This window comes from Erythrobacter sp. F6033, from assembly GCF_023016005.1.
In the GTDB taxonomy this organism is placed as follows: Bacteria; Pseudomonadota; Alphaproteobacteria; order Sphingomonadales; family Sphingomonadaceae; genus Erythrobacter.
In genome coordinates this window covers 1,049,741-1,065,682 of the sequence record NZ_JALKAZ010000001.1, presented here as the reverse complement: position 1 = coordinate 1,065,682, position 15,942 = coordinate 1,049,741, and the positions used below count along the sequence as shown (strand labels likewise).

Annotated in this window: 27 protein-coding genes; all 27 read right to left on the bottom strand. The window is 56.0% G+C overall.

Features of this window, described 5'->3' with window-relative positions:
- Nucleotides 1-39 precede the first annotated feature (39 nt).
- The 27 genes from rpsK to tuf all read right to left on the bottom strand — a co-directional run bounded on the left by rpsK (nucleotide 40) and on the right by tuf (nucleotide 15,851).
- Nucleotides 40-432 (bottom strand): 30S ribosomal protein S11, encoded by a 393-nt coding sequence (gene rpsK / locus MWU39_RS05040; RefSeq protein ID WP_247158879.1) that lies wholly within the window; start codon nucleotides 430-432, stop codon nucleotides 40-42.
- 59 nt (nucleotides 433-491) lie between these two features.
- On the bottom strand, nucleotides 492-860 hold the full coding sequence (rpsM, locus tag MWU39_RS05035) for a 30S ribosomal protein S13 (RefSeq protein ID WP_247158878.1): 369 nt from the start codon (nucleotides 858-860) through the stop codon (nucleotides 492-494).
- A 350-nt stretch (nucleotides 861-1,210) separates the two neighbouring features.
- Nucleotides 1,211-1,909, bottom strand: a complete 699-nt coding sequence (locus MWU39_RS05030) for an SRPBCC family protein (protein ID WP_247158877.1) — start codon at nucleotides 1,907-1,909, stop codon at nucleotides 1,211-1,213.
- 77 nt (nucleotides 1,910-1,986) lie between these two features.
- Nucleotides 1,987-2,631, bottom strand: a complete 645-nt coding sequence (locus MWU39_RS05025; RefSeq protein ID WP_247158876.1) for an adenylate kinase — start codon at nucleotides 2,629-2,631, stop codon at nucleotides 1,987-1,989.
- Nucleotides 2,632-2,699: 68 nt separating this feature from the next.
- Complete coding sequence (gene secY, locus MWU39_RS05020) at nucleotides 2,700-4,064, bottom strand: preprotein translocase subunit SecY (RefSeq protein ID WP_247158875.1); 1,365 nt, start codon at nucleotides 4,062-4,064, stop codon at nucleotides 2,700-2,702.
- Nucleotides 4,065-4,256: 192 nt separating this feature from the next.
- The gene (rplO, locus tag MWU39_RS05015) at nucleotides 4,257-4,781 is read right to left on the bottom strand and encodes a 50S ribosomal protein L15 (RefSeq protein ID WP_247158874.1); all 525 of its coding nucleotides are present in this window, start codon (nucleotides 4,779-4,781) and stop codon (nucleotides 4,257-4,259) included.
- A gap of 98 nt (nucleotides 4,782-4,879) precedes the next feature.
- Nucleotides 4,880-5,065 carry a 50S ribosomal protein L30 gene (gene rpmD, locus MWU39_RS05010; protein WP_247158873.1) on the bottom strand — a complete coding sequence of 62 codons (186 nt, stop codon included), beginning with the start codon at nucleotides 5,063-5,065 and terminating at the stop codon, nucleotides 4,880-4,882.
- A 5-nt stretch (nucleotides 5,066-5,070) separates the two neighbouring features.
- Complete coding sequence (gene rpsE / locus MWU39_RS05005; protein WP_247158872.1) at nucleotides 5,071-5,886, bottom strand: 30S ribosomal protein S5; 816 nt, start codon at nucleotides 5,884-5,886, stop codon at nucleotides 5,071-5,073.
- Entirely contained in the window at nucleotides 5,886-6,230 is a 345-nt protein-coding gene (gene rplR, locus MWU39_RS05000; RefSeq protein WP_247158871.1) for a 50S ribosomal protein L18, read from the bottom strand. Before rplR ends, rpsE begins: the two co-directional genes overlap by 1 nt.
- A 1-nt stretch (nucleotide 6,231) precedes the next feature.
- Nucleotides 6,232-6,765 (bottom strand): 50S ribosomal protein L6, encoded by a 534-nt coding sequence (rplF, locus tag MWU39_RS04995; RefSeq protein ID WP_247158870.1) that lies wholly within the window; start codon nucleotides 6,763-6,765, stop codon nucleotides 6,232-6,234.
- Nucleotides 6,765-7,160, bottom strand: a complete 396-nt coding sequence (gene rpsH / locus MWU39_RS04990; RefSeq protein WP_247158869.1) for a 30S ribosomal protein S8 — start codon at nucleotides 7,158-7,160, stop codon at nucleotides 6,765-6,767. The genes rplF and rpsH overlap by 1 nt, the downstream gene beginning before the upstream one ends.
- Nucleotides 7,161-7,171: 11 nt before the next feature.
- Entirely contained in the window at nucleotides 7,172-7,477 is a 306-nt protein-coding gene (rpsN, locus tag MWU39_RS04985; RefSeq protein ID WP_247160307.1) for a 30S ribosomal protein S14, read from the bottom strand.
- A 43-nt stretch (nucleotides 7,478-7,520) separates the two neighbouring features.
- Entirely contained in the window at nucleotides 7,521-8,099 is a 579-nt protein-coding gene (rplE, locus tag MWU39_RS04980; RefSeq protein WP_247158868.1) for a 50S ribosomal protein L5, read from the bottom strand.
- Complete coding sequence (gene rplX, locus MWU39_RS04975) at nucleotides 8,092-8,412, bottom strand: 50S ribosomal protein L24 (protein ID WP_247158867.1); 321 nt, start codon at nucleotides 8,410-8,412, stop codon at nucleotides 8,092-8,094. Before rplX ends, rplE begins: the two co-directional genes overlap by 8 nt.
- 1 nt (nucleotide 8,413) lies before the next feature.
- Nucleotides 8,414-8,782, bottom strand: coding sequence for a 50S ribosomal protein L14 (gene rplN, locus MWU39_RS04970; RefSeq protein WP_010411138.1), 369 nt, complete (start codon nucleotides 8,780-8,782; stop codon nucleotides 8,414-8,416).
- Between the two features lie 71 nt (nucleotides 8,783-8,853).
- Nucleotides 8,854-9,144, bottom strand: a complete 291-nt coding sequence (gene rpsQ, locus MWU39_RS04965; RefSeq protein ID WP_247158866.1) for a 30S ribosomal protein S17 — start codon at nucleotides 9,142-9,144, stop codon at nucleotides 8,854-8,856.
- 10 nt (nucleotides 9,145-9,154) lie between these two features.
- Nucleotides 9,155-9,367 carry a 50S ribosomal protein L29 gene (rpmC, locus tag MWU39_RS04960; protein ID WP_247158865.1) on the bottom strand — a complete coding sequence of 71 codons (213 nt, stop codon included), beginning with the start codon at nucleotides 9,365-9,367 and terminating at the stop codon, nucleotides 9,155-9,157.
- Nucleotides 9,367-9,801 carry a 50S ribosomal protein L16 gene (gene rplP, locus MWU39_RS04955; protein ID WP_247158864.1) on the bottom strand — a complete coding sequence of 145 codons (435 nt, stop codon included), beginning with the start codon at nucleotides 9,799-9,801 and terminating at the stop codon, nucleotides 9,367-9,369. Before rplP ends, rpmC begins: the two co-directional genes overlap by 1 nt.
- Before the next feature lie 21 nt (nucleotides 9,802-9,822).
- Nucleotides 9,823-10,518 carry a 30S ribosomal protein S3 gene (rpsC, locus tag MWU39_RS04950; RefSeq protein WP_247158863.1) on the bottom strand — a complete coding sequence of 232 codons (696 nt, stop codon included), beginning with the start codon at nucleotides 10,516-10,518 and terminating at the stop codon, nucleotides 9,823-9,825.
- Between the two features lies 1 nt (nucleotide 10,519).
- On the bottom strand, nucleotides 10,520-10,903 hold the full coding sequence (rplV, locus tag MWU39_RS04945) for a 50S ribosomal protein L22 (protein ID WP_247158862.1): 384 nt from the start codon (nucleotides 10,901-10,903) through the stop codon (nucleotides 10,520-10,522).
- The gene (gene rpsS / locus MWU39_RS04940; protein WP_247158861.1) at nucleotides 10,903-11,178 is read right to left on the bottom strand and encodes a 30S ribosomal protein S19; all 276 of its coding nucleotides are present in this window, start codon (nucleotides 11,176-11,178) and stop codon (nucleotides 10,903-10,905) included. The genes rplV and rpsS overlap by 1 nt, the downstream gene beginning before the upstream one ends.
- A 6-nt stretch (nucleotides 11,179-11,184) precedes the next feature.
- Nucleotides 11,185-12,021: a 50S ribosomal protein L2 gene (rplB, locus tag MWU39_RS04935; RefSeq protein ID WP_247158860.1), complete on the bottom strand. Its 837-nt coding sequence runs from the start codon at nucleotides 12,019-12,021 to the stop codon at nucleotides 11,185-11,187.
- 14 nt (nucleotides 12,022-12,035) lie between these two features.
- On the bottom strand, nucleotides 12,036-12,344 hold the full coding sequence (locus MWU39_RS04930; protein WP_247158859.1) for a 50S ribosomal protein L23: 309 nt from the start codon (nucleotides 12,342-12,344) through the stop codon (nucleotides 12,036-12,038).
- Nucleotides 12,337-12,960 carry a 50S ribosomal protein L4 gene (gene rplD / locus MWU39_RS04925; protein WP_247158858.1) on the bottom strand — a complete coding sequence of 208 codons (624 nt, stop codon included), beginning with the start codon at nucleotides 12,958-12,960 and terminating at the stop codon, nucleotides 12,337-12,339. Before rplD ends, MWU39_RS04930 begins: the two co-directional genes overlap by 8 nt.
- Nucleotides 12,961-12,963: 3 nt before the next feature.
- Nucleotides 12,964-13,782 carry a 50S ribosomal protein L3 gene (gene rplC / locus MWU39_RS04920; protein ID WP_247158857.1) on the bottom strand — a complete coding sequence of 273 codons (819 nt, stop codon included), beginning with the start codon at nucleotides 13,780-13,782 and terminating at the stop codon, nucleotides 12,964-12,966.
- A gap of 269 nt (nucleotides 13,783-14,051) precedes the next feature.
- Complete coding sequence (rpsJ, locus tag MWU39_RS04915; RefSeq protein WP_061924928.1) at nucleotides 14,052-14,363, bottom strand: 30S ribosomal protein S10; 312 nt, start codon at nucleotides 14,361-14,363, stop codon at nucleotides 14,052-14,054.
- A 312-nt stretch (nucleotides 14,364-14,675) separates the two neighbouring features.
- A complete protein-coding gene (gene tuf, locus MWU39_RS04910) occupies nucleotides 14,676-15,851 on the bottom strand; it encodes an elongation factor Tu (protein WP_247158856.1) in 1,176 nt (391 codons plus the stop codon).
- Between the last annotated feature and the right edge of the window lie 91 nt (nucleotides 15,852-15,942).

Genomic DNA, 15,942 nt, shown 5'->3' with positions numbered 1-15,942 from the left:
GTCTAGATGGCTAAGCCGAGCCACCCGACGGGACTTGGATCAGACGCGGCGACGCTTGGATGGACGGACCCCGTTATGCGGGATCGGCGTCACATCGCGGATCGACGTGATGTTGAAGCCGACAGCGGCGAGACCGCGCAGAGCGCTCTCACGACCCGAGCCCGGGCCTTTCACTTCGACTTCGAGAGTGCGAACACCGTGCTCGGCAGCTTTCTTACCGGCATCATCTGCTGCAACCTGTGCGGCATATGGTGTCGATTTACGGCTACCTTTGAAGCCCATCGAACCCGCGCTGGACCAGCTGATAGCATTGCCCTGTGCGTCGGTGATGGTGATCATGGTGTTGTTAAAGCTGGCGTTGATGTGTGCAACGCCGCTCGAAATGTTCTTTCTATCGCGGCGTCTTACTTTACCGCCCGGTTCGCGTGCCATTTCTCGTATTCCTTATTGAATGCGGGTGAAGGAAAAAGCGTTAGGTCGAAACCTAAAGCTTACTTCTTCTTCCCGGCGATCGGCTTGGCCTTACCCTTGCGGGTACGGGCGTTGGTGTGCGTGCGCTGTCCGCGAACGGGCAGGCCATTACGATGGCGAAGACCGCGATAAGTACGCAGATCCATCAGACGCTTGATGTTCATTGCGGTCTGACGACGAAGGTCGCCTTCCACAGTCACATCAGCATCAATCGCTTCACGAATACGCAGCACTTCCTCATCGGTGAGGTCCTGCACACGAACTGTGTGCGCAATGCCAAGCTTGTCTGCGATTTCAACGGCAGTGGTACGACCAATCCCGTGAATGTAGGTGAGCGCGATAATAACGCGCTTATTTGTGGGGATGTTTACCCCGGCAATACGAGCCACTTAATTCTCCATGCTCCACAGGGGATTACGACCTAGACCGACGCCCCCATCTCAACGCTCAAAACACCGGCACGCCTTCACCCAATCTGTCACCTCAAGAGCGAATGCTCTGAAACAACAGAAGTCCGGTTGGAACGCGCACATGGCGATACCGGCCGGACTAAGCTCGAACGTGTCGAATGAAAGGCGCGCTTAGGGCGATTCTCGATCGCAGTCAACAGCGCGCACGCATTATCGACCGAGCGGCCAATATGGGCTGCTTCGATCATGCTTCAAGAGGTGTAATACTCTCTCATTGGGTCCGGGTCAAAATCGGCAATCTCGCATTGTGGAAATTGGCCGCTCCCACCTCAGCCAGGATCGGAAAGGTCTCCGAATGCCTCATCGACATTGCTAACCTCATCGGCCTCGGCCTCAGGCTGATCAGCAGCCTCATCGCCTTCGTCCGCACCATCTGTGTCGGTTTCCTCAACGGGCTCTTCAGCCTCACCTCCACCCACACGTCCCAGCAATTTCGCCAGGCCATTTAGCTGCTGGCTCATCACACCATCGACTGCTTTTGAGATAACGGGAACTTCATACCGCATACGGCCACCGACATGGTATTCCCATACGATCTGAGTGCCCTGTTCGACTTCGCTGATTGCAATAGTGAGAACGCCGGTCACCGGTTCGCTTTGCAGTGGGCCGAGCGCACCGGACAAACGCATCGCGCGTTCAGGGTACGACTGGATCACACGCATGTGCTCGACACTGCCTTCGAGAGTAATGCGATCGTCATCTTCGACTTCGGGAATGGTTTCGCAGAAGCAACCGCCAGCCTGCGGTCGCAATTGCAGATTGGCGGAATCGCCCGACCAAGTGTGGGCCTTGTTCCACCACGTCGATGGCGTGATCAGCGCGAGCCACACTTCCTTGGGCGTCGCCTCGACAAGCGCAACATCGCGCGTAACGAAGCCGTTGCTATCTTGTTCGGTGACTTCGGCCGCAAGTGGTGTCGCAGCCAGACAACCCGCAAATGTCGCGGCGACAAGATGAGTGAAACGCATGACCCAAATCTCCCTTTGGATCACCGCTTAAGCGATTGCGGGAAAGAGGGAAACCCTGTGTCCCCTCAACCGCTCTCTTATTTGAGGATTGCGTCGATTGCGCCTGCGACTTCGTCGATGCCAGCCATGCCATCAACGCGGGTCACAATGCCGCGAGCCTCATAGCCCGGGAGGATCGGCGCAGTTTTTGCGCGATACTCTTCCATCCGTGTGCGGACGGTTTCTTCGTTGTCGTCAGGACGGCGTTTGAATTCGGTCGAGCCGCAATTGTCGCACACGCCTTCTTTCGAAGGCGGATTGGCGGTGTCATGATACAGCGCACCGCAATTGGCGCACGAAAAACGGCCTGTGATCCGCTCTACCAAAGCGTCGACATCGACGCCCAGTTCAATCACATGATCAAGACTGCGATTATGCTTGGAGAGAATTGTGTCGAGCTGTTCGGCCTGCGCTTCAGTGCGCGGATAGCCATCAAAGATTGCGCCGGTGCCAGCGTCCATCTCCGCCAAATTGGCATCGATCAATTCTGAAACGATCTCATCCGAAACGAGCTCACCGCGATCCATTACGGCCTTGGCTTTAACGCCAACCGGGGTCTGCGCTTTAACCGCAGCGCGAAGCATATCGCCGGTCGAAAGCTGACGCATGCCGTGACGTTCCACCAAACCAGCGCTCTGAGTGCCTTTGCCAGCGCCAGGAGGGCCAAGAAGAATAATGTTCACCGATGAACCCCTATTGCTGCGCCGGCCTAGTAACCTGACGCCTTCATACAGTTGGCTGCAAATGCGCTTTAGCGCGTGCGACCTTTGAGCTTAGCTTTCTTGATAAGATCGCCATATTGGTGCGCCAGAAGATGCGATTGAATCTGGCTCAATGTATCGACTGTGACGTTCACAACGATCAGCAAGCTGGTGCCACCAAGGAATAGCGGAATGCCAGTTTGCGCGATCATATATTCCGGCACAACGCAAACGAGTGTCAGATACATCGCACCGACGACAGTGATACGTGTCAGAACATATTCAAGATAATCAGCGGTGCGCTTACCCGGACGGATACCCGGAATGAAACCGCCACCCTTCTTCAGGTCTTCCGCGCGTTCTTCGGGGTTGAAGACCACTGCGGTGTAGAAGAAGGTGAAGAAGATGATGCCGAGGCCATACAGCGTCATGTAGATTGGCTGGCCGTGCTGAAGATACTGGTTCAGCGTCACGATAAAGCCGCCGACACCGCTCTCGCCATCAACCGAGTTACCAGCGAACTGCGAAATTGTAAGCGGCAGCAGCAACAGCGAGCTGGCAAAGATCGGAGGAATAACACCTGCGGTGTTAAGCTTCAGCGGCAGGTAAGAATTGTCCTGCTGAGCCATGCCGTTTTGCGTCGCGCGTTTCGGATATTTCACCAAGAGCCTGCGCTGCGCCCTTTCCACAAAGGAGATCAGCAAGATCAACACCACAACCATGATGATGAAGAAAATGATGATACCTGGTGCGATCGAACCCGTACGGCCACCTTCGAAAAGGTTGCTTGCAAAGGTCGGGAACTGGGCAACGATACCCGCCATAATGATCAGCGAAACGCCGTTACCGATGCCGCGTGAGGTGATCTGTTCACCCAACCACAGCAGGAACATGGTGCCGCCAACGAGGCTGATCACAGCACCAACGCGGAACATATAGCCCGGCTCGACCACGGCTGCGATGTTGTTTTGGCTCGAGAAACTCTCAAGACCCGCAGCAAGGAAGTACCCCTGGATCGCACACAGGAAGACTGTGCCGTAACGGGTGTACTGGTTCAGCTTCTGACGGCCTGTTGCGCCCTCTTTCTTGAGAGCAGCAAGCGTTGGATGCAGCGCCGAAGCCATCTGCACCACGATCGACGCGGTGATGTAAGGCATCACGCCGAGCGCGATGAGGCTCATCCGCTCAAGGCTGCCGCCTGAAAATGTGTTGAACAGTTCGAGCACGCCGCCCCGGCCCAAATCGGCAAGGTTTTGCAGCGCAGCCGGGTTAACCCCCGGGAGCGGCACGTAGCTCAAGAAACGGAAAACGATCAGCGCACCGATTGTGAACCAAATGCGTTGGCGCAGCTCGGTCGCCTGAGCAAAATTGCCCAGGTTCATATTGCTGGCGATGTTATCGGCGCGTGAAGCCATGATGTGTTGTCGATCCTAGCGTTTTGGCCGCGTAATCCCGGCCCCGTTCGCATAGATAGGGAGAGCAGTTCGGAATGTCGAACCCCCTCCCCTCAAAAACATTGTCCCGGGCCTGATACAGGGGCCTCTTTCCACAAGCGATTGCGCCTGATTGGGAGAACCCCGGACCTCGCCCGGGACAATAATTTGAAATTACTTCTTCTTGTTCGCTTTGGCTTCTTTCGCCTCGGCCTTAGCCGCTTTGCGTTCAAGATTGGTCGGAGCCGTTACTTCGACGCTACCGCCGGCTTTCTCAACCGCTGCAACTGCACCCTTGGTCGCTCCGGTAACGATGAACTTGGCTTTCGCCTTGATTTCACCTTTGCCGAGCAAACGAACGCCGTCTTTGCCGCCGCGAACCAGACCACATGCACGAAGCGCGTCTTCGGTGATGTCTTTCTTTCCATCGAGCTTTTTCTCGTCGATGAATTTCTGGATCATGCCGATGTTCACCTCGGCATAGTCTTTGCCGAACGGGTTGTTGAAGCCGCGCTTTGGAAGACGCATGTGAAGCGGCATCTGGCCGCCTTCAAAGCCCTTGATCGCTACGCCAGAACGGGACTTTTGACCCTTCTGACCGCGAGCAGCGGTTTTGCCTTTGCCTGAACCGATACCACGGCCCACGCGCATGCGACCTTTACGGGCGCCTTCATTGTCACGGATGTCTGTAAGTTTCATAGTTGCACTCGCTTTCGCTTTTGCCAGCCCTCGTAGAGACGGGGTCACGCGCTGATAGGATGAGGCCCCGCAGTTCTGCGAGGCCTCATAAATTTGGTTTAGTCCACGATCACTGCAAGATGCGGGATCTTAGCGACCGCGCCGCGAACTTCAGGGGTATCCTGACGCTCCACGACTTTATGCATCTTGTTAAGCCCAAGACCGATCAGGATCTTACGCTGGCTTTCTGGACGGCGGATCGGCGAACCGATCTGCTTGATCTTTACTGTTTTCTTGGCAGCCATTGATCTTACTCCGCGATTGCTGCGGCGTCGGCTTCAGCCTCGGCCTTGTCAGCGCCGCCGCGACCCAGAAGGTCAGCGACTTTTTTACCGCGACGCTGTGCTACCGACTTTGGTGAAGTCTGGTTTACAAGCGCGTCGAAAGTGGCGCGGATCATGTTATACGGGTTGGACGTACCGACCGACTTGGTCACAACGTCGGCAACGCCGAGGCTTTCGAAAACGGCACGCATCGGACCACCGGCGATGATGCCGGTACCCGGAGGCGCTGTGCGGACGGTCACTTTGCCGGCACCGAAACGACCATTTGCGTCGTGATGCAGCGTGCGGCCTTCTTTAAGCGCAACGCGGATCATCTTCTTGCGAGCCGCAGCAGTTGCTTTGGTGATCGCTTCAGGAACTTCGCGAGCCTTACCCTTGCCGAAGCCTACGCGGCCCTGACCGTCACCGACAACGACGAGCGCAGCAAAGCCAAAACGCTTACCACCCTTCACCGTTTTCGAGACGCGGTTGATGTGCACGAGTTTCTCGATGATGCCATCATCTTCTTCCTCGCGGCGGCCACGGCCACCATCACGTCCACCACGACCACGGCCTTTGCCGCCACGATCGTTGCCACCGCGACCACGACCACCACGACCCTGCTTAGGGGCTTCGGCTGCAGGAGCTTCGGTGGGTTGAGCGGTAGGCTCGGCAGCAGCAGACTGATTGTCAGCCGCTTCCGATGGAGTTTCCGCAACAGCCGGAGCTTCCGGTGTTTCGGTTACTTCCGGCGTCACAGCTTCGGTCGCTGCTTCTTCGGTTTTCTTTTCGTCAGCCATCATCAGAACTCCAGCCCGCCTTCGCGAGCGGCATCGGCCAGCGCCTTAACGCGGCCATGGAACAGGAACCCGCCGCGATCGAACACGACAGTGGTCACGCCAGCTTTCTTGGCTGCGGCTGCGATGTCTTTGCCAACCTTTACGGCCGCATCAACATTGGCACCCGATGCTTTCGCACCAAGAGTAGAGGCAGCAGCCACAGTGCGGCCCTGGGCATCATCGATGACCTGAGCGTAAATGTGGCGACCGGTGCGGTGAACCGACAGACGCGGCTTGTCACCCGAGCGAGCACGGAGCGCAGAGCGCACCCGGCGGCGGCGACGTTCAAAGAGAGAGAGCTTTGCCATCTTACTTCTTCTTCCCTTCCTTGCGGAAGACATACTCGCCGCGATACTTGATACCCTTGCCCTTGTAAGGCTCAGGCTTACGGAATTCGCGGATTTCGGCGGCAAACTGGCCAACGGCCTGTTTGTCGATGCCGGAAATCTCAACCGTAGTTTGATCGGGCGTTTTAACTTCGAGGCCTTCCGGCACGGTGAGATCAACGTCGTGGCTGAAACCAAGCTCAAGCTTCAGGGTCTTGCCCTGCGCTTTTGCACGGTAACCAACGCCGGAGATTTCAAGCGTCTTGGAAAAACCTTCGGTCACACCTTCAACCAGGTTTGACACCAATGTGCGCTGCATACCCCAGAAGGAACGCGCCGCTTTGCTGTCATTCGCCGGATTGACTTGGATCTCGTCGCCTTCGACTTTGTAGTCGATGAGTTCAGAAAGACCCAATGTAAGAGTGCCTTTGGGGCCCTTTACACTCAGCGTGCCGTTATCGATGTTTGCAGTAACCCCGGCAGGGATCGCCACAGCCTTTTTACCAATGCGGCTCATCAGAAGACCTCCGCAAGCACTTCGCCGCCGACATTGCTGTCACGCGCTTCGTTGTCCGAAAGAACACCGCGCGGGGTCGAGACGATGGTGATGCCAAGGCCGTTACGAACAGTCGGAAGCTCTTTCGAACCCGAATAGACGCGGCGGCCAGGCTTGGAGACGCGGCTTACATGCTTGATAGCAGGCTCGCCCTCGAAATATTTCAGTTCAATCCGAAGCGCTGGGTGCTTGCCGCTCGCATCTTCGCTGTAGCCACGGATGTAGCCTTCACGAGTGAGAACTTCGAGCACGTTAGCGCGCAGTTTGGAAGCTGGCGAAAGGACGGAATCCTTCTTAGCCTGCTGTCCGTTACGGATACGGGTGAGCATATCACCCAGTGGATCGGTCATAGCCATTGTTCTTTACCTCACCAGCTCGACTTGGTTAGACCCGGGATCATTCCACGGGTACCAAGTTGACGCAGTTCGATACGGTTGATGCCGAACTTGCGGTAATAGCCGCGCGGGCGGCCGGTGGTGGCGCAGCGATTGCGCACGCGAGTTGGATTCCCGTTGCGGGGAATCTCAGCCATTTTGAGACGCGCGATCAAACGCTCGCTCTCTTCAAGGCTCTCGTCATCTGCGATTGCCTTCAGCTTCTCGTACTTTGCTGCGTACTTTTTAACGAGCTTCTTACGACGCTCGTTTTTGTTAATGGAACTCAGTTTCGCCATTGGACTTAAGCTCTCTTGCTTGTCGTTACGGTGAAGAAACGGCTCACGCCGCTTCTTTCTGTTCGTTAGCTTCACCTTCGAAAGGGAAGCCGAAGAGACGGAGCAATTCGCGCGCCTCTTCATCGGTGTTCGCGGTCGTGGTCACAATGATATCCATGCCCCGAACTTTATCGATCTTGTCGTAGCTGATCTCTGGGAAGACGATCTGCTCTTTAAGACCCATTGCGTAGTTGCCGCGGCCGTCGAACGACTTGGCGTTCAGACCACGAAAGTCACGAATACGAGGCATTGCGATAGTCACAAGACGATCAACGAATTCGTACATGCGTTCGCGGCGCAGGGTTACCTTGCAACCGATTGGCATGCCTTCGCGCAGTTTGAACTGGGCGATCGATTTCTTTGCCTTGGTGATGACGGGCTTCTGACCAGCGATCAGCGCCATTTCTTCAGCCGCAATAGCAACTTTCTTCTTGTCCTGGCTCGCTTCGCCCACACCCATGTTGAGTGTGATCTTTTCGAGCTTTGGAACCTGAAGACGGTTCTTGTAGCCGAACTTTTCAGTCATCGCTTTGACGATCTGGTCGTCAAACTTGGCTTTCATACGTGGAGTGTAATCAACCATCGATAGTCTCCCCACTCTTTACAGCAACGCGAACCTTCTTGCCGTCCTTTTCTTCGAAACGGACGCGGGTTGGCTTGCCATCTTTAGGGTCAGCCACAGCAACCTTTGAAAGGTTCATCGGAGCAGGCTTGCGCTCAATCCCACCTTGCGGATTTTGCTGGGTCGGTTTTTTGTGACGGGTGATAATGTTGACGCCTTCAACGACGACTTTGCCGTCTTTAGGCATCACCTGCTCGACAGTGCCGGTACGGCCCTTGTCTTTGCCGGACAGCACTACAACGCTGTCACCCTTTTTGATTTTTGCAGCACCCATTTTAGAGCACCTCCGGAGCGAGCGAAATGATCTTCATAAAGCCGCGGCCGCGAAGTTCGCGGACCACTGGGCCAAAGATACGAGTGCCGATTGGCTCTTCGCTTTTGTTCACGAGTACAGCTGCGTTGCTGTCAAAACGGATTACGCTGCCATCGGGACGACGAACGTCCTTCTTGGTGCGGACGATCACTGCACGGTGAACGTCGCCCTTTTTGACCTTTGCACGTGGCTGGGCTTCCTTAACAGAAACCACGATCACGTCGCCAACGGAGGCAAACCGGCGCTTTGACCCGCCCAGTACTTTAATGCACTGCACGCGCTTTGCGCCGCTGTTGTCCGCGACGTCGAGATTGGATTGCATCTGGATCATTGATCCGTTTCCTTCTCTTGGCTTGCCCAGACACCCGATACCAACCGGGGCAAGGCAGTTCCTACGTCAAATTAGTTGCTTGCTGCCTCGACATCGAGATCAGCTTCGATCGCTTGCGTGCCGCCCGACACAACCCGGTCTTTCACAGCCCAGGTCTTGGTCTTGGAGATCGGTTTGGTCTCTTCGATCCGGACAACATCACCTACGGTGAATGCGTTTTCTTCGTCGTGAGCGTGATACTTCTTCGAACGACGGATAATCTTCCCGTAAAGCGGGTGCTTAACCTTGCGTTCGACCAGCACGGTCACGGTCTTATCGGTTTTGTCGGAGGTGACAGTCCCGGTCAGAATACGTTTCGGCATTGTCTACTCCTTACGCCTTTTCGGCGGCGGCTTTCGCCGCACGCTCGTTTTGCAGCGTTTTGATCTGCGCGATGTTGCGACGCACTTCGCGAATGCGCGAAGGCTTTTCCAGCTGGTTGGTCGCAGACTGGAAGCGCAGGTTGAACTGCTCGCGCTTCAGATCGGTCAGCTCTGTGGTGAGCTGGTCGTCGGTCTTCGTGCGAAGATCTTCGATGTCGGCCATCATTCGCCTCCCAGGTGTGAGGTGTCACCCAGACGGGCAACAACCTTTGTCTTGATCGGCAGCTTCATAGCTGCGCGCTCGAATGCGAGTGCCGCGAGCGGACCCGAAACGCCGTCGAGTTCGAACAGGATGCGGCCCGGCTTAACGCGAGCAGCCCAATATTCGACCGAACCTTTACCTTTACCCTGACGGACTTCGGCAGGCTTCTTCGACACTGGAACGTCTGGGAAGACGCGGATCCAGAGACGACCCTGACGACGCATTGCACGGGTAATAGCACGACGAGCGGCTTCGATCTGACGAGCAGTCAAACGCTCAGGCTCAAGAGCTTTCAGACCATAAGAGCCAAAGTTCAGCGTAGTGCCGCCCTTTGCGTCGCCCTTGATCCGACCCTTAAAGGCCTTGCGATACTTTGTTTTCTTCGGTTGCAGCATGGCTTTTTCCTAATCCTGCAATCAGCGAGCCGGACGAACGCCGGAAGTCTGCGATTCCATCATCAAGCGATCTTGAGCGGTCGGATCGTGGGCGAGAATTTCGCCTTTGAAGACCCAGACCTTGATCCCGATGATGCCATAAGCAGTCAGCGCTTCGGTTTCGGCATAGTCGATGTTTGCACGCAGTGTGTGAAGCGGCACGCGGCCCTCACGATACTGCTCAACACGGGCGATTTCAGCGCCGCCAAGACGGCCGCCGCAGACAATCTTGATGCCTTCTGCGCCGAGACGCATGGCAGATTGCATTGCGCGTTTCATCGCACGGCGGAAAGCCACACGACGAATGAGCTGATCAGCGATACCCTGAGCGACGAGCTTGGCATCGATTTCCGGCTTGCGGATCTCAACGATGTTCAGCTTCACTTCGCTTTCGGTCATCGTGGCAAGTTTCGAACGCAGCTTTTCGATGTCTGCGCCTTTCTTACCGATGATAACACCAGGACGAGCCGCATAGATCGAAACACGGCACAGTTTGGCCGGACGTTCGATCACGACCTTCGAAATCGCAGCCTGTGGCACGGTTTCGAGGATGTATTTACGGATCTTGATATCTTCCGCCAGGAGACCGGCATAGTCACGCCCTTCGGCGTACCAGCGGCTATCCCAGGTGCGGTTGATCTGCAGACGCAGACCGATCGGATTACTCTTCTGACCCATCTTACGCCTCTTCTTCTTCCTGTTCGCGAACTACGATACGCAGCTTGCTGAACGGCTTGAGAATGCGGGTCGACTTGCCGCGACCGCGTGTGTGGAACCGCTTCATGGTTATCGACTTACCGACCGAAGCTTCCGCAACGACGAGAGCATCAACATCCAGATTATGGTTGTTCTCTGCGTTGGCGATCGCCGATGCGAGGACTTTCGTCGCATCCTTGGCCATGGCCTTCTTAGAGAACGAGAGGATGTTGAGAGCCTCTTCGGCTTTCTTGCCGCGGATCAGCTGAGCAACGAGGTTAAGCTTTTGCGCCGAACCACGGATCGTGGTGCCGACAGCCAATGCCTCATTGTCCGCTACGCGGCGTGGAGATTTTGCCTTGCCCATTAGCGCTTGCCCTTCTTGTCGGCAGCGTGGCCTGGGAAGCTGCGCGTTGGCGCAAATTCACCGAGCTTGTGACCGACCATTTCTTCCGAAACAGAGACGGGGATGAATTTCTGACCGTTGTATACGTTGAATACGAGCCCAACGAACTGCGGCAGAATAGTCGAACGACGAGACCAGGTTTTGATCGGCTTTGAATTGCCGGCTTCCTGTGCGTCTTCAGCCTTCTTCAGAAGGCTGAGTTCGACAAACGGACCTTTCCAGACGGAACGTGCCATGTCGGATTACCTCTTCTTCTTGGCGTGACGCGAACGGATGATCATCTTGTCCGTCTGCTTGTTCTTACGAGTGCGGGCACCCTTCGTCGGCTTGCCCCATGGAGTAACCGGGTGACGACCACCGCTGGTGCGGCCTTCACCACCACCGTGTGGGTGATCGACTGGGTTCTTCGCAACACCACGTGTGAGAGGACGACGGCCCTTCCAACGTGTGCGACCAGCCTTACCGAAGTTCTGGTTCTGGTTGTCGGGGTTCGAAACCGCGCCAACTGTGCCCATGCAATCGGAGCGCAGGTAACGCTGCTCACCCGAGTTCAAGCGAACGATGACCATACCGCGGTCACGACCGACGATCTGAACATAGGTGCCTGCCGAACGAGCGATTTGACCACCCTTGCCCGGCTTCATCTCTACGTTGTGACAGATTGTACCAACCGGCATCTGACCCATAAGCATGGCATTGCCAGGCTTGGTATCGGTCTTCTCGCCAGCGACTACGGTGTCACCAACAGCCAAGCGCTGCGGGCAGATGATGTAGGCCAGTTCGCCATCTTCGTACTTCAGAAGCGCGATGAAAGCGGTGCGGTTCGGGTCATACTCGATCCGCTCGACAGTCGCAGGAACATCCCACTTCCGACGCTTGAAATCGATGAAGCGGTACTTTTGCTTGTGACCGCCGGCGATGCCACGCGAGGTGACATGGCCTTTGTTGTTCCGGCCACCGGTTTTGCGCTTGCCTTCGGTGAGCGACTTAACCGGACCACCTTTGTGGAGACCGGTTTTGTCGATCAGGACGAGGCCGCGACGTGCGGGGCTAGTCGGTTTGTAATTCTTGAGTGCCATTTTCTTATACGCCCTCAGATACCGCTGGTGAAGTCGATCATCTCGCCATCAGCGAGGCGTACGACTGCCTTTTTGAAATCCGAACGCTTGTAAGGTTTACCCTTCCAGCGCTTCGTCTTTCCCTTGGTGAGAATGGTGTTCACCGACGCAACCTTCTTTTCGTAGATCGCCTCAACCGCTTCTTTGATCTGCGGCTTGGTGGCATCATTCGACACCTTGAAAACAACCGCATTGCTCTCCGAAGCCATTGTCGACTTCTCAGTGATGTGCGGAGCGAGAATCACGTCGTAGTGACGCGCATCGATGTCTTGCTTTTTAGCCATTGAAGCGCGCCTCCAGCTTTGCCACGGCATCCTTGGTCAGGATAAGCGTGTCGTGATTGAGAATGTCATAGACGTTGGCACCAGCTGCCGGGATCACGTTGATGCCCGGAAGGTTGCCAGCGGCTTTTTTGAAACCGTCATCCACGCTCTCACCGTCGATCACGAGGACTTTGCCGGCAAAGCCATGCTTGTCGAAGTGACCTTTGAGCGCCTGCGTCTTGGCTTCTTTCAGCGTAAGGCTGTCGACAACAACGAGGCCGTCTTTAGCTTTGGTCGAAAGAGCCATTTTCAGGCCGAGTGCGCGGATTTTCTTGTTCAGCGACTGGTTGAAGTCACGCTTGCGAGCACCGTGAGCTTTACCACCACCGATAAAGATAGGAGCGCCGCGGTCGCCGTGACGAGCGCCACCTGAACCTTTTTGCGGGCCATGCTTCTTACCGGTACGAGCAACATCCGAACGCTCACGCGTTGGACGCGCAGTCGCGCGGCGGTTTTCAAGCTGCCAGGTAACAACGCGGTGCAGGATGTCTGCGCGCGGCTCCACGCCGAATACAGCATCGTTCAACTCGATGTCGCCCGACGCCTTACCGTCGATCTTTTGGACCTTCACCTTCATGGATCAGCCCTCCTTGTTTTCATCGCTGGCGGGAGCATCAGCTTCCGGCGCAGGAGTTTCAGCGGCAGGAGTGTCTGCAACAGCTTCAACAGCGGCTTCTTCAACCGGAGTTTCAGCAACAGGCTCTTCAGCCAGCGGCGCCGAAGTGTCGACGATAGCTGCCGGAAACGGCAGGTCATCGGCAGCGGCAATTTTGACTGCATCACGAACCATCAACCAGCCATTCTTCGAACCAGGGACCGAACCCTTGACGAAGATCAAGCCGCGATCGGCATCGGTGCGAACAACTTCAAGGTTCATCTGGGTACGTTGACGGTCACCCATGTGACCAGCCATCTTCTTACCCTTAAACACGCGACCCGGATCCTGACGGTTACCCGTCGAACCGTGCGAACGGTGAGAAAGCGAAACACCGTGAGTGGCGCGCAGACCACCGAAGCCCCAACGCTTCATGGCGCCGGCAAAGCCTTTACCCTGCGTGTGACCGGTGATGTCGACTTTTTGACCCGCTACGAAGTGATCGGCGCTAATAAGCGCGCCAACTGGTGGCAGACCTTCTTCGTTTTCAACGCGGAATTCCGCGACGCGCATCTTCAGCCCGACACCGGCCTTGCCGAAATGTTCACGCTGTGGCTTCGCCACGTTCTTTGATTTTGCTTCGCCTGCACCCAGCTGAACAGCGAAGTAGCCATCCGTATCTGCGGTGCGGTGGGAAACGACCTGGCAATCTTCCAGAGCGAGAACGGTTACGGGCACGTGCCGTCCGTCCTCTTGGAAGAGGCGGGTCATTCCTACCTTCTTTGCGATCACGCCAGTGCGCATCGTCAGTAACTCCTACACAGAGGCATACGAAGACCATCCCCGCATGCGTGCCAGCCCAAATTTTAGTGCATCGCCCCGTCCGGGCTGAGTGCCGCCCTGCACCCTGTTGGTACAGTTTGGCGAGACGGAGGACGCAGCCCGAGCAAGCTCGGCGGTATCCCAATGTCTTGCCGATACACCCGATTGTTCGGGCAGATCAGCGGGGCCGTTGGAGCCCCGAAATTCTCTGGTCGCTTTAGGTCCTCCAGATGGACCGGTCGATCAACTGCTTACGCGAGCTTGATTTCGACGTTTACGCCAGCGGCCAGATCGAGCTTCATAAGCGCGTCGACTGTCTGAGCGTTTGGCTGCACGATGTCGAGCAGACGCTTGTATGTGCGCACCTCGAACTGCTCGCGCGACTTTTTGTCGATGTGCGGGCCACGGTTCACGGTGAACTTCTCGATGCGCGTCGGCATAGGAATGGGGCCACGAATAAGAGCACCCGTACGACGCGCTGTTTCTGCAATCTCACCAGTTGCCTGATCAAGAACGCGATGGTCGAACGCCTTAAGGCGAATACGGATATTCTGTGCTTCCATTACCTACTACCGATGCGAAAGAGCCAAGGAGCCTTTTACAGCTCCCAAAAATAAAAGGCCCACCCTGTTTCCCCGGTTCCCCGGACGGGAGGCCCCATGAATTTCGTTGCAACGGAAACGAATCTCCGTTGGCTTGGTCGGGCCTATACGTAAGCAGTGGGATTCTGGCAACCCCGAAAGCCTATGAAATTTGCACGAACCGTGCTCGCCCCTTCCCCGCGCAAACGCAAAACGGAGCTTACATAAATTGGGGCCCGGCTCTCATGTGAGAGCCGGGCCCCGAATTTCGTCTCATCCCGAAGGATGAAAGGCTTAGGCAGTGATCTTAGCCACAACGCCCGAACCAACAGTACGGCCGCCTTCACGGATCGCGAAACGAAGACCTTCGTCCATAGCGATCGGAGCGATCAGCTTGACGTTGATGGTTACGTTATCGCCAGGCATGACCATTTCGGTGCCCTCTGGAAGGATAACTTCGCCGGTTACGTCAGTTGTACGGAAGTAGAACTGTGGACGGTAGTTGGCGAAGAATGGCGTGTGACGGCCGCCTTCGTCTTTCGACAGAACGTAGACTTCTGCGCTGAACTCAGTGTGCGGGTTAACCGAACCTGGTTTCGCGAGAACCTGACCACGCTCAACATCTTCACGACCAACGCCGCGGATCAGAGCACCGATGTTGTCGCCAGCTTCACCCGAGTCGAGCAGCTTGCGGAACATTTCAACGCCAGTAACAGTCGTTTTGGTGGTGTCTTTGATGCCGACGATTTCAACTTCGTCGCCAACGTTAACAACGCCGGTTTCAACACGGCCAGTAACAACAGTACCACGACCCGAGATCGAGAATACGTCCTCGATTGGCATCAGGAAGTCTTTGTCGACCGGACGATCAGGCTGCGGGATGAAGCTGTCGACAGCTTCCATCAGTTCCTTGATCGAGTTTTCACCGATTTCTGGATCACGACCTTCAAGAGCAGCAAGAGCCGAACCCTTAACGATTGGAATATCGTCGCCGTCAAAACCGTACTCGCTGAGGAGTTCGCGAACTTCGAGTTCAACGAGCTCGAGCAGTTCTTCGTCGTCAACCTGATCGACCTTGTTCATGTAAACAACAAGCTGGGGAACGCCGACCTGACGAGCAAGCAGGATGTGCTCGCGAGTCTGTGGCATCGGTCCGTCAGCTGCGTTCACAACCAAGATAGCGCCGTCCATTTGGGCAGCACCAGTGATCATGTTTTTCACGTAGTCAGCGTGGCCTGGACAATCGACGTGCGCGTAGTGGCGTGCGTCGGTTTCGTATTCCACGTGAGCAGTCGAGATGGTGATGCCACGCTCGCGCTCTTCTGGAGCTTTATCGATGTTGCCGAAATCAACCGCAGCGCCCTGCACTTTGGTGATAGCCGCCGTCAACGTCGTCTTACCGTGGTCAACGTGACCGATGGTGCCGATGTTACAGTGCGGCTTGTTCCGCTCAAATTTTTCCTTCGCCATTTTCAAATAACCTCGTTTTGAAATTGATATTTCTGCGGGAGAAAGGCGGCGCCCGCTGAATCAGGCGCCGCCCCTAAACTGACTTGCCTGG

What these genes read in the sequence shown, in the direction of transcription:
- rpmD (WP_247158873.1), bottom strand. Translation starts at nt 5,065, where the DNA reads ATGGCTGCCAAGAAAACAGTAAAGATCAAGCAGATCGGTTCGCCGATC.
- rplD (WP_247158858.1), bottom strand. Translation starts at nt 12,960, where the DNA reads ATGAAGGTGAAGGTCCAAAAGATCGACGGTAAGGCGTCGGGCGACATC.
- rpmC (WP_247158865.1), bottom strand. Translation starts at nt 9,367, where the DNA reads ATGGCCGACATCGAAGATCTTCGCACGAAGACCGACGACCAGCTCACC.
- rpsE (WP_247158872.1), bottom strand. Translation starts at nt 5,886, where the DNA reads ATGATGGCTGACGAAAAGAAAACCGAAGAAGCAGCGACCGAAGCTGTG.
- MWU39_RS04930 (WP_247158859.1), bottom strand. Translation starts at nt 12,344, where the DNA reads ATGGCTAAAAAGCAAGACATCGATGCGCGTCACTACGACGTGATTCTC.
- rplE (WP_247158868.1), bottom strand. Translation starts at nt 8,099, where the DNA reads ATGGTTGATTACACTCCACGTATGAAAGCCAAGTTTGACGACCAGATC.
- rpsC (WP_247158863.1), bottom strand. Translation starts at nt 10,518, where the DNA reads ATGGGTCAGAAGAGTAATCCGATCGGTCTGCGTCTGCAGATCAACCGC.
- rplC (WP_247158857.1), bottom strand. Translation starts at nt 13,782, where the DNA reads ATGCGCACTGGCGTGATCGCAAAGAAGGTAGGAATGACCCGCCTCTTC.
- rplB (WP_247158860.1), bottom strand. Translation starts at nt 12,021, where the DNA reads ATGGCACTCAAGAATTACAAACCGACTAGCCCCGCACGTCGCGGCCTC.
- secY (WP_247158875.1), bottom strand. Translation starts at nt 4,064, where the DNA reads ATGGCTTCACGCGCCGATAACATCGCCAGCAATATGAACCTGGGCAAT.
- rpsQ (WP_247158866.1), bottom strand. Translation starts at nt 9,144, where the DNA reads ATGCCGAAACGTATTCTGACCGGGACTGTCACCTCCGACAAAACCGAT.
- rplV (WP_247158862.1), bottom strand. Translation starts at nt 10,903, where the DNA reads ATGGGCAAGGCAAAATCTCCACGCCGCGTAGCGGACAATGAGGCATTG.
- rpsH (WP_247158869.1), bottom strand. Translation starts at nt 7,160, where the DNA reads ATGGCTATGACCGATCCACTGGGTGATATGCTCACCCGTATCCGTAAC.
- rplX (WP_247158867.1), bottom strand. Translation starts at nt 8,412, where the DNA reads ATGGGTGCTGCAAAAATCAAAAAGGGTGACAGCGTTGTAGTGCTGTCC.
- rplR (WP_247158871.1), bottom strand. Translation starts at nt 6,230, where the DNA reads ATGGCAAAGCTCTCTCTCTTTGAACGTCGCCGCCGCCGGGTGCGCTCT.
- rplN (WP_010411138.1), bottom strand. Translation starts at nt 8,782, where the DNA reads ATGATCCAGATGCAATCCAATCTCGACGTCGCGGACAACAGCGGCGCA.
- rplF (WP_247158870.1), bottom strand. Translation starts at nt 6,765, where the DNA reads ATGAGCCGCATTGGTAAAAAGGCTGTGGCGATCCCTGCCGGGGTTACT.
- MWU39_RS05030 (WP_247158877.1), bottom strand. Translation starts at nt 1,909, where the DNA reads ATGCGTTTCACTCATCTTGTCGCCGCGACATTTGCGGGTTGTCTGGCT.
- rpsS (WP_247158861.1), bottom strand. Translation starts at nt 11,178, where the DNA reads ATGGCACGTTCCGTCTGGAAAGGTCCGTTTGTCGAACTCAGCCTTCTG.
- rpsJ (WP_061924928.1), bottom strand. Translation starts at nt 14,363, where the DNA reads ATGGAAGCACAGAATATCCGTATTCGCCTTAAGGCGTTCGACCATCGC.
- tuf (WP_247158856.1), bottom strand. Translation starts at nt 15,851, where the DNA reads ATGGCGAAGGAAAAATTTGAGCGGAACAAGCCGCACTGTAACATCGGC.
- rplP (WP_247158864.1), bottom strand. Translation starts at nt 9,801, where the DNA reads ATGCTGCAACCGAAGAAAACAAAGTATCGCAAGGCCTTTAAGGGTCGG.
- rpsN (WP_247160307.1), bottom strand. Translation starts at nt 7,477, where the DNA reads ATGGCGAAACTGAGTTCCATTAACAAAAACGAGCGTCGTAAGAAGCTC.
- rplO (WP_247158874.1), bottom strand. Translation starts at nt 4,781, where the DNA reads ATGAAACTTACAGACATCCGTGACAATGAAGGCGCCCGTAAAGGTCGC.
- rpsK (WP_247158879.1), bottom strand. Translation starts at nt 432, where the DNA reads ATGGCACGCGAACCGGGCGGTAAAGTAAGACGCCGCGATAGAAAGAAC.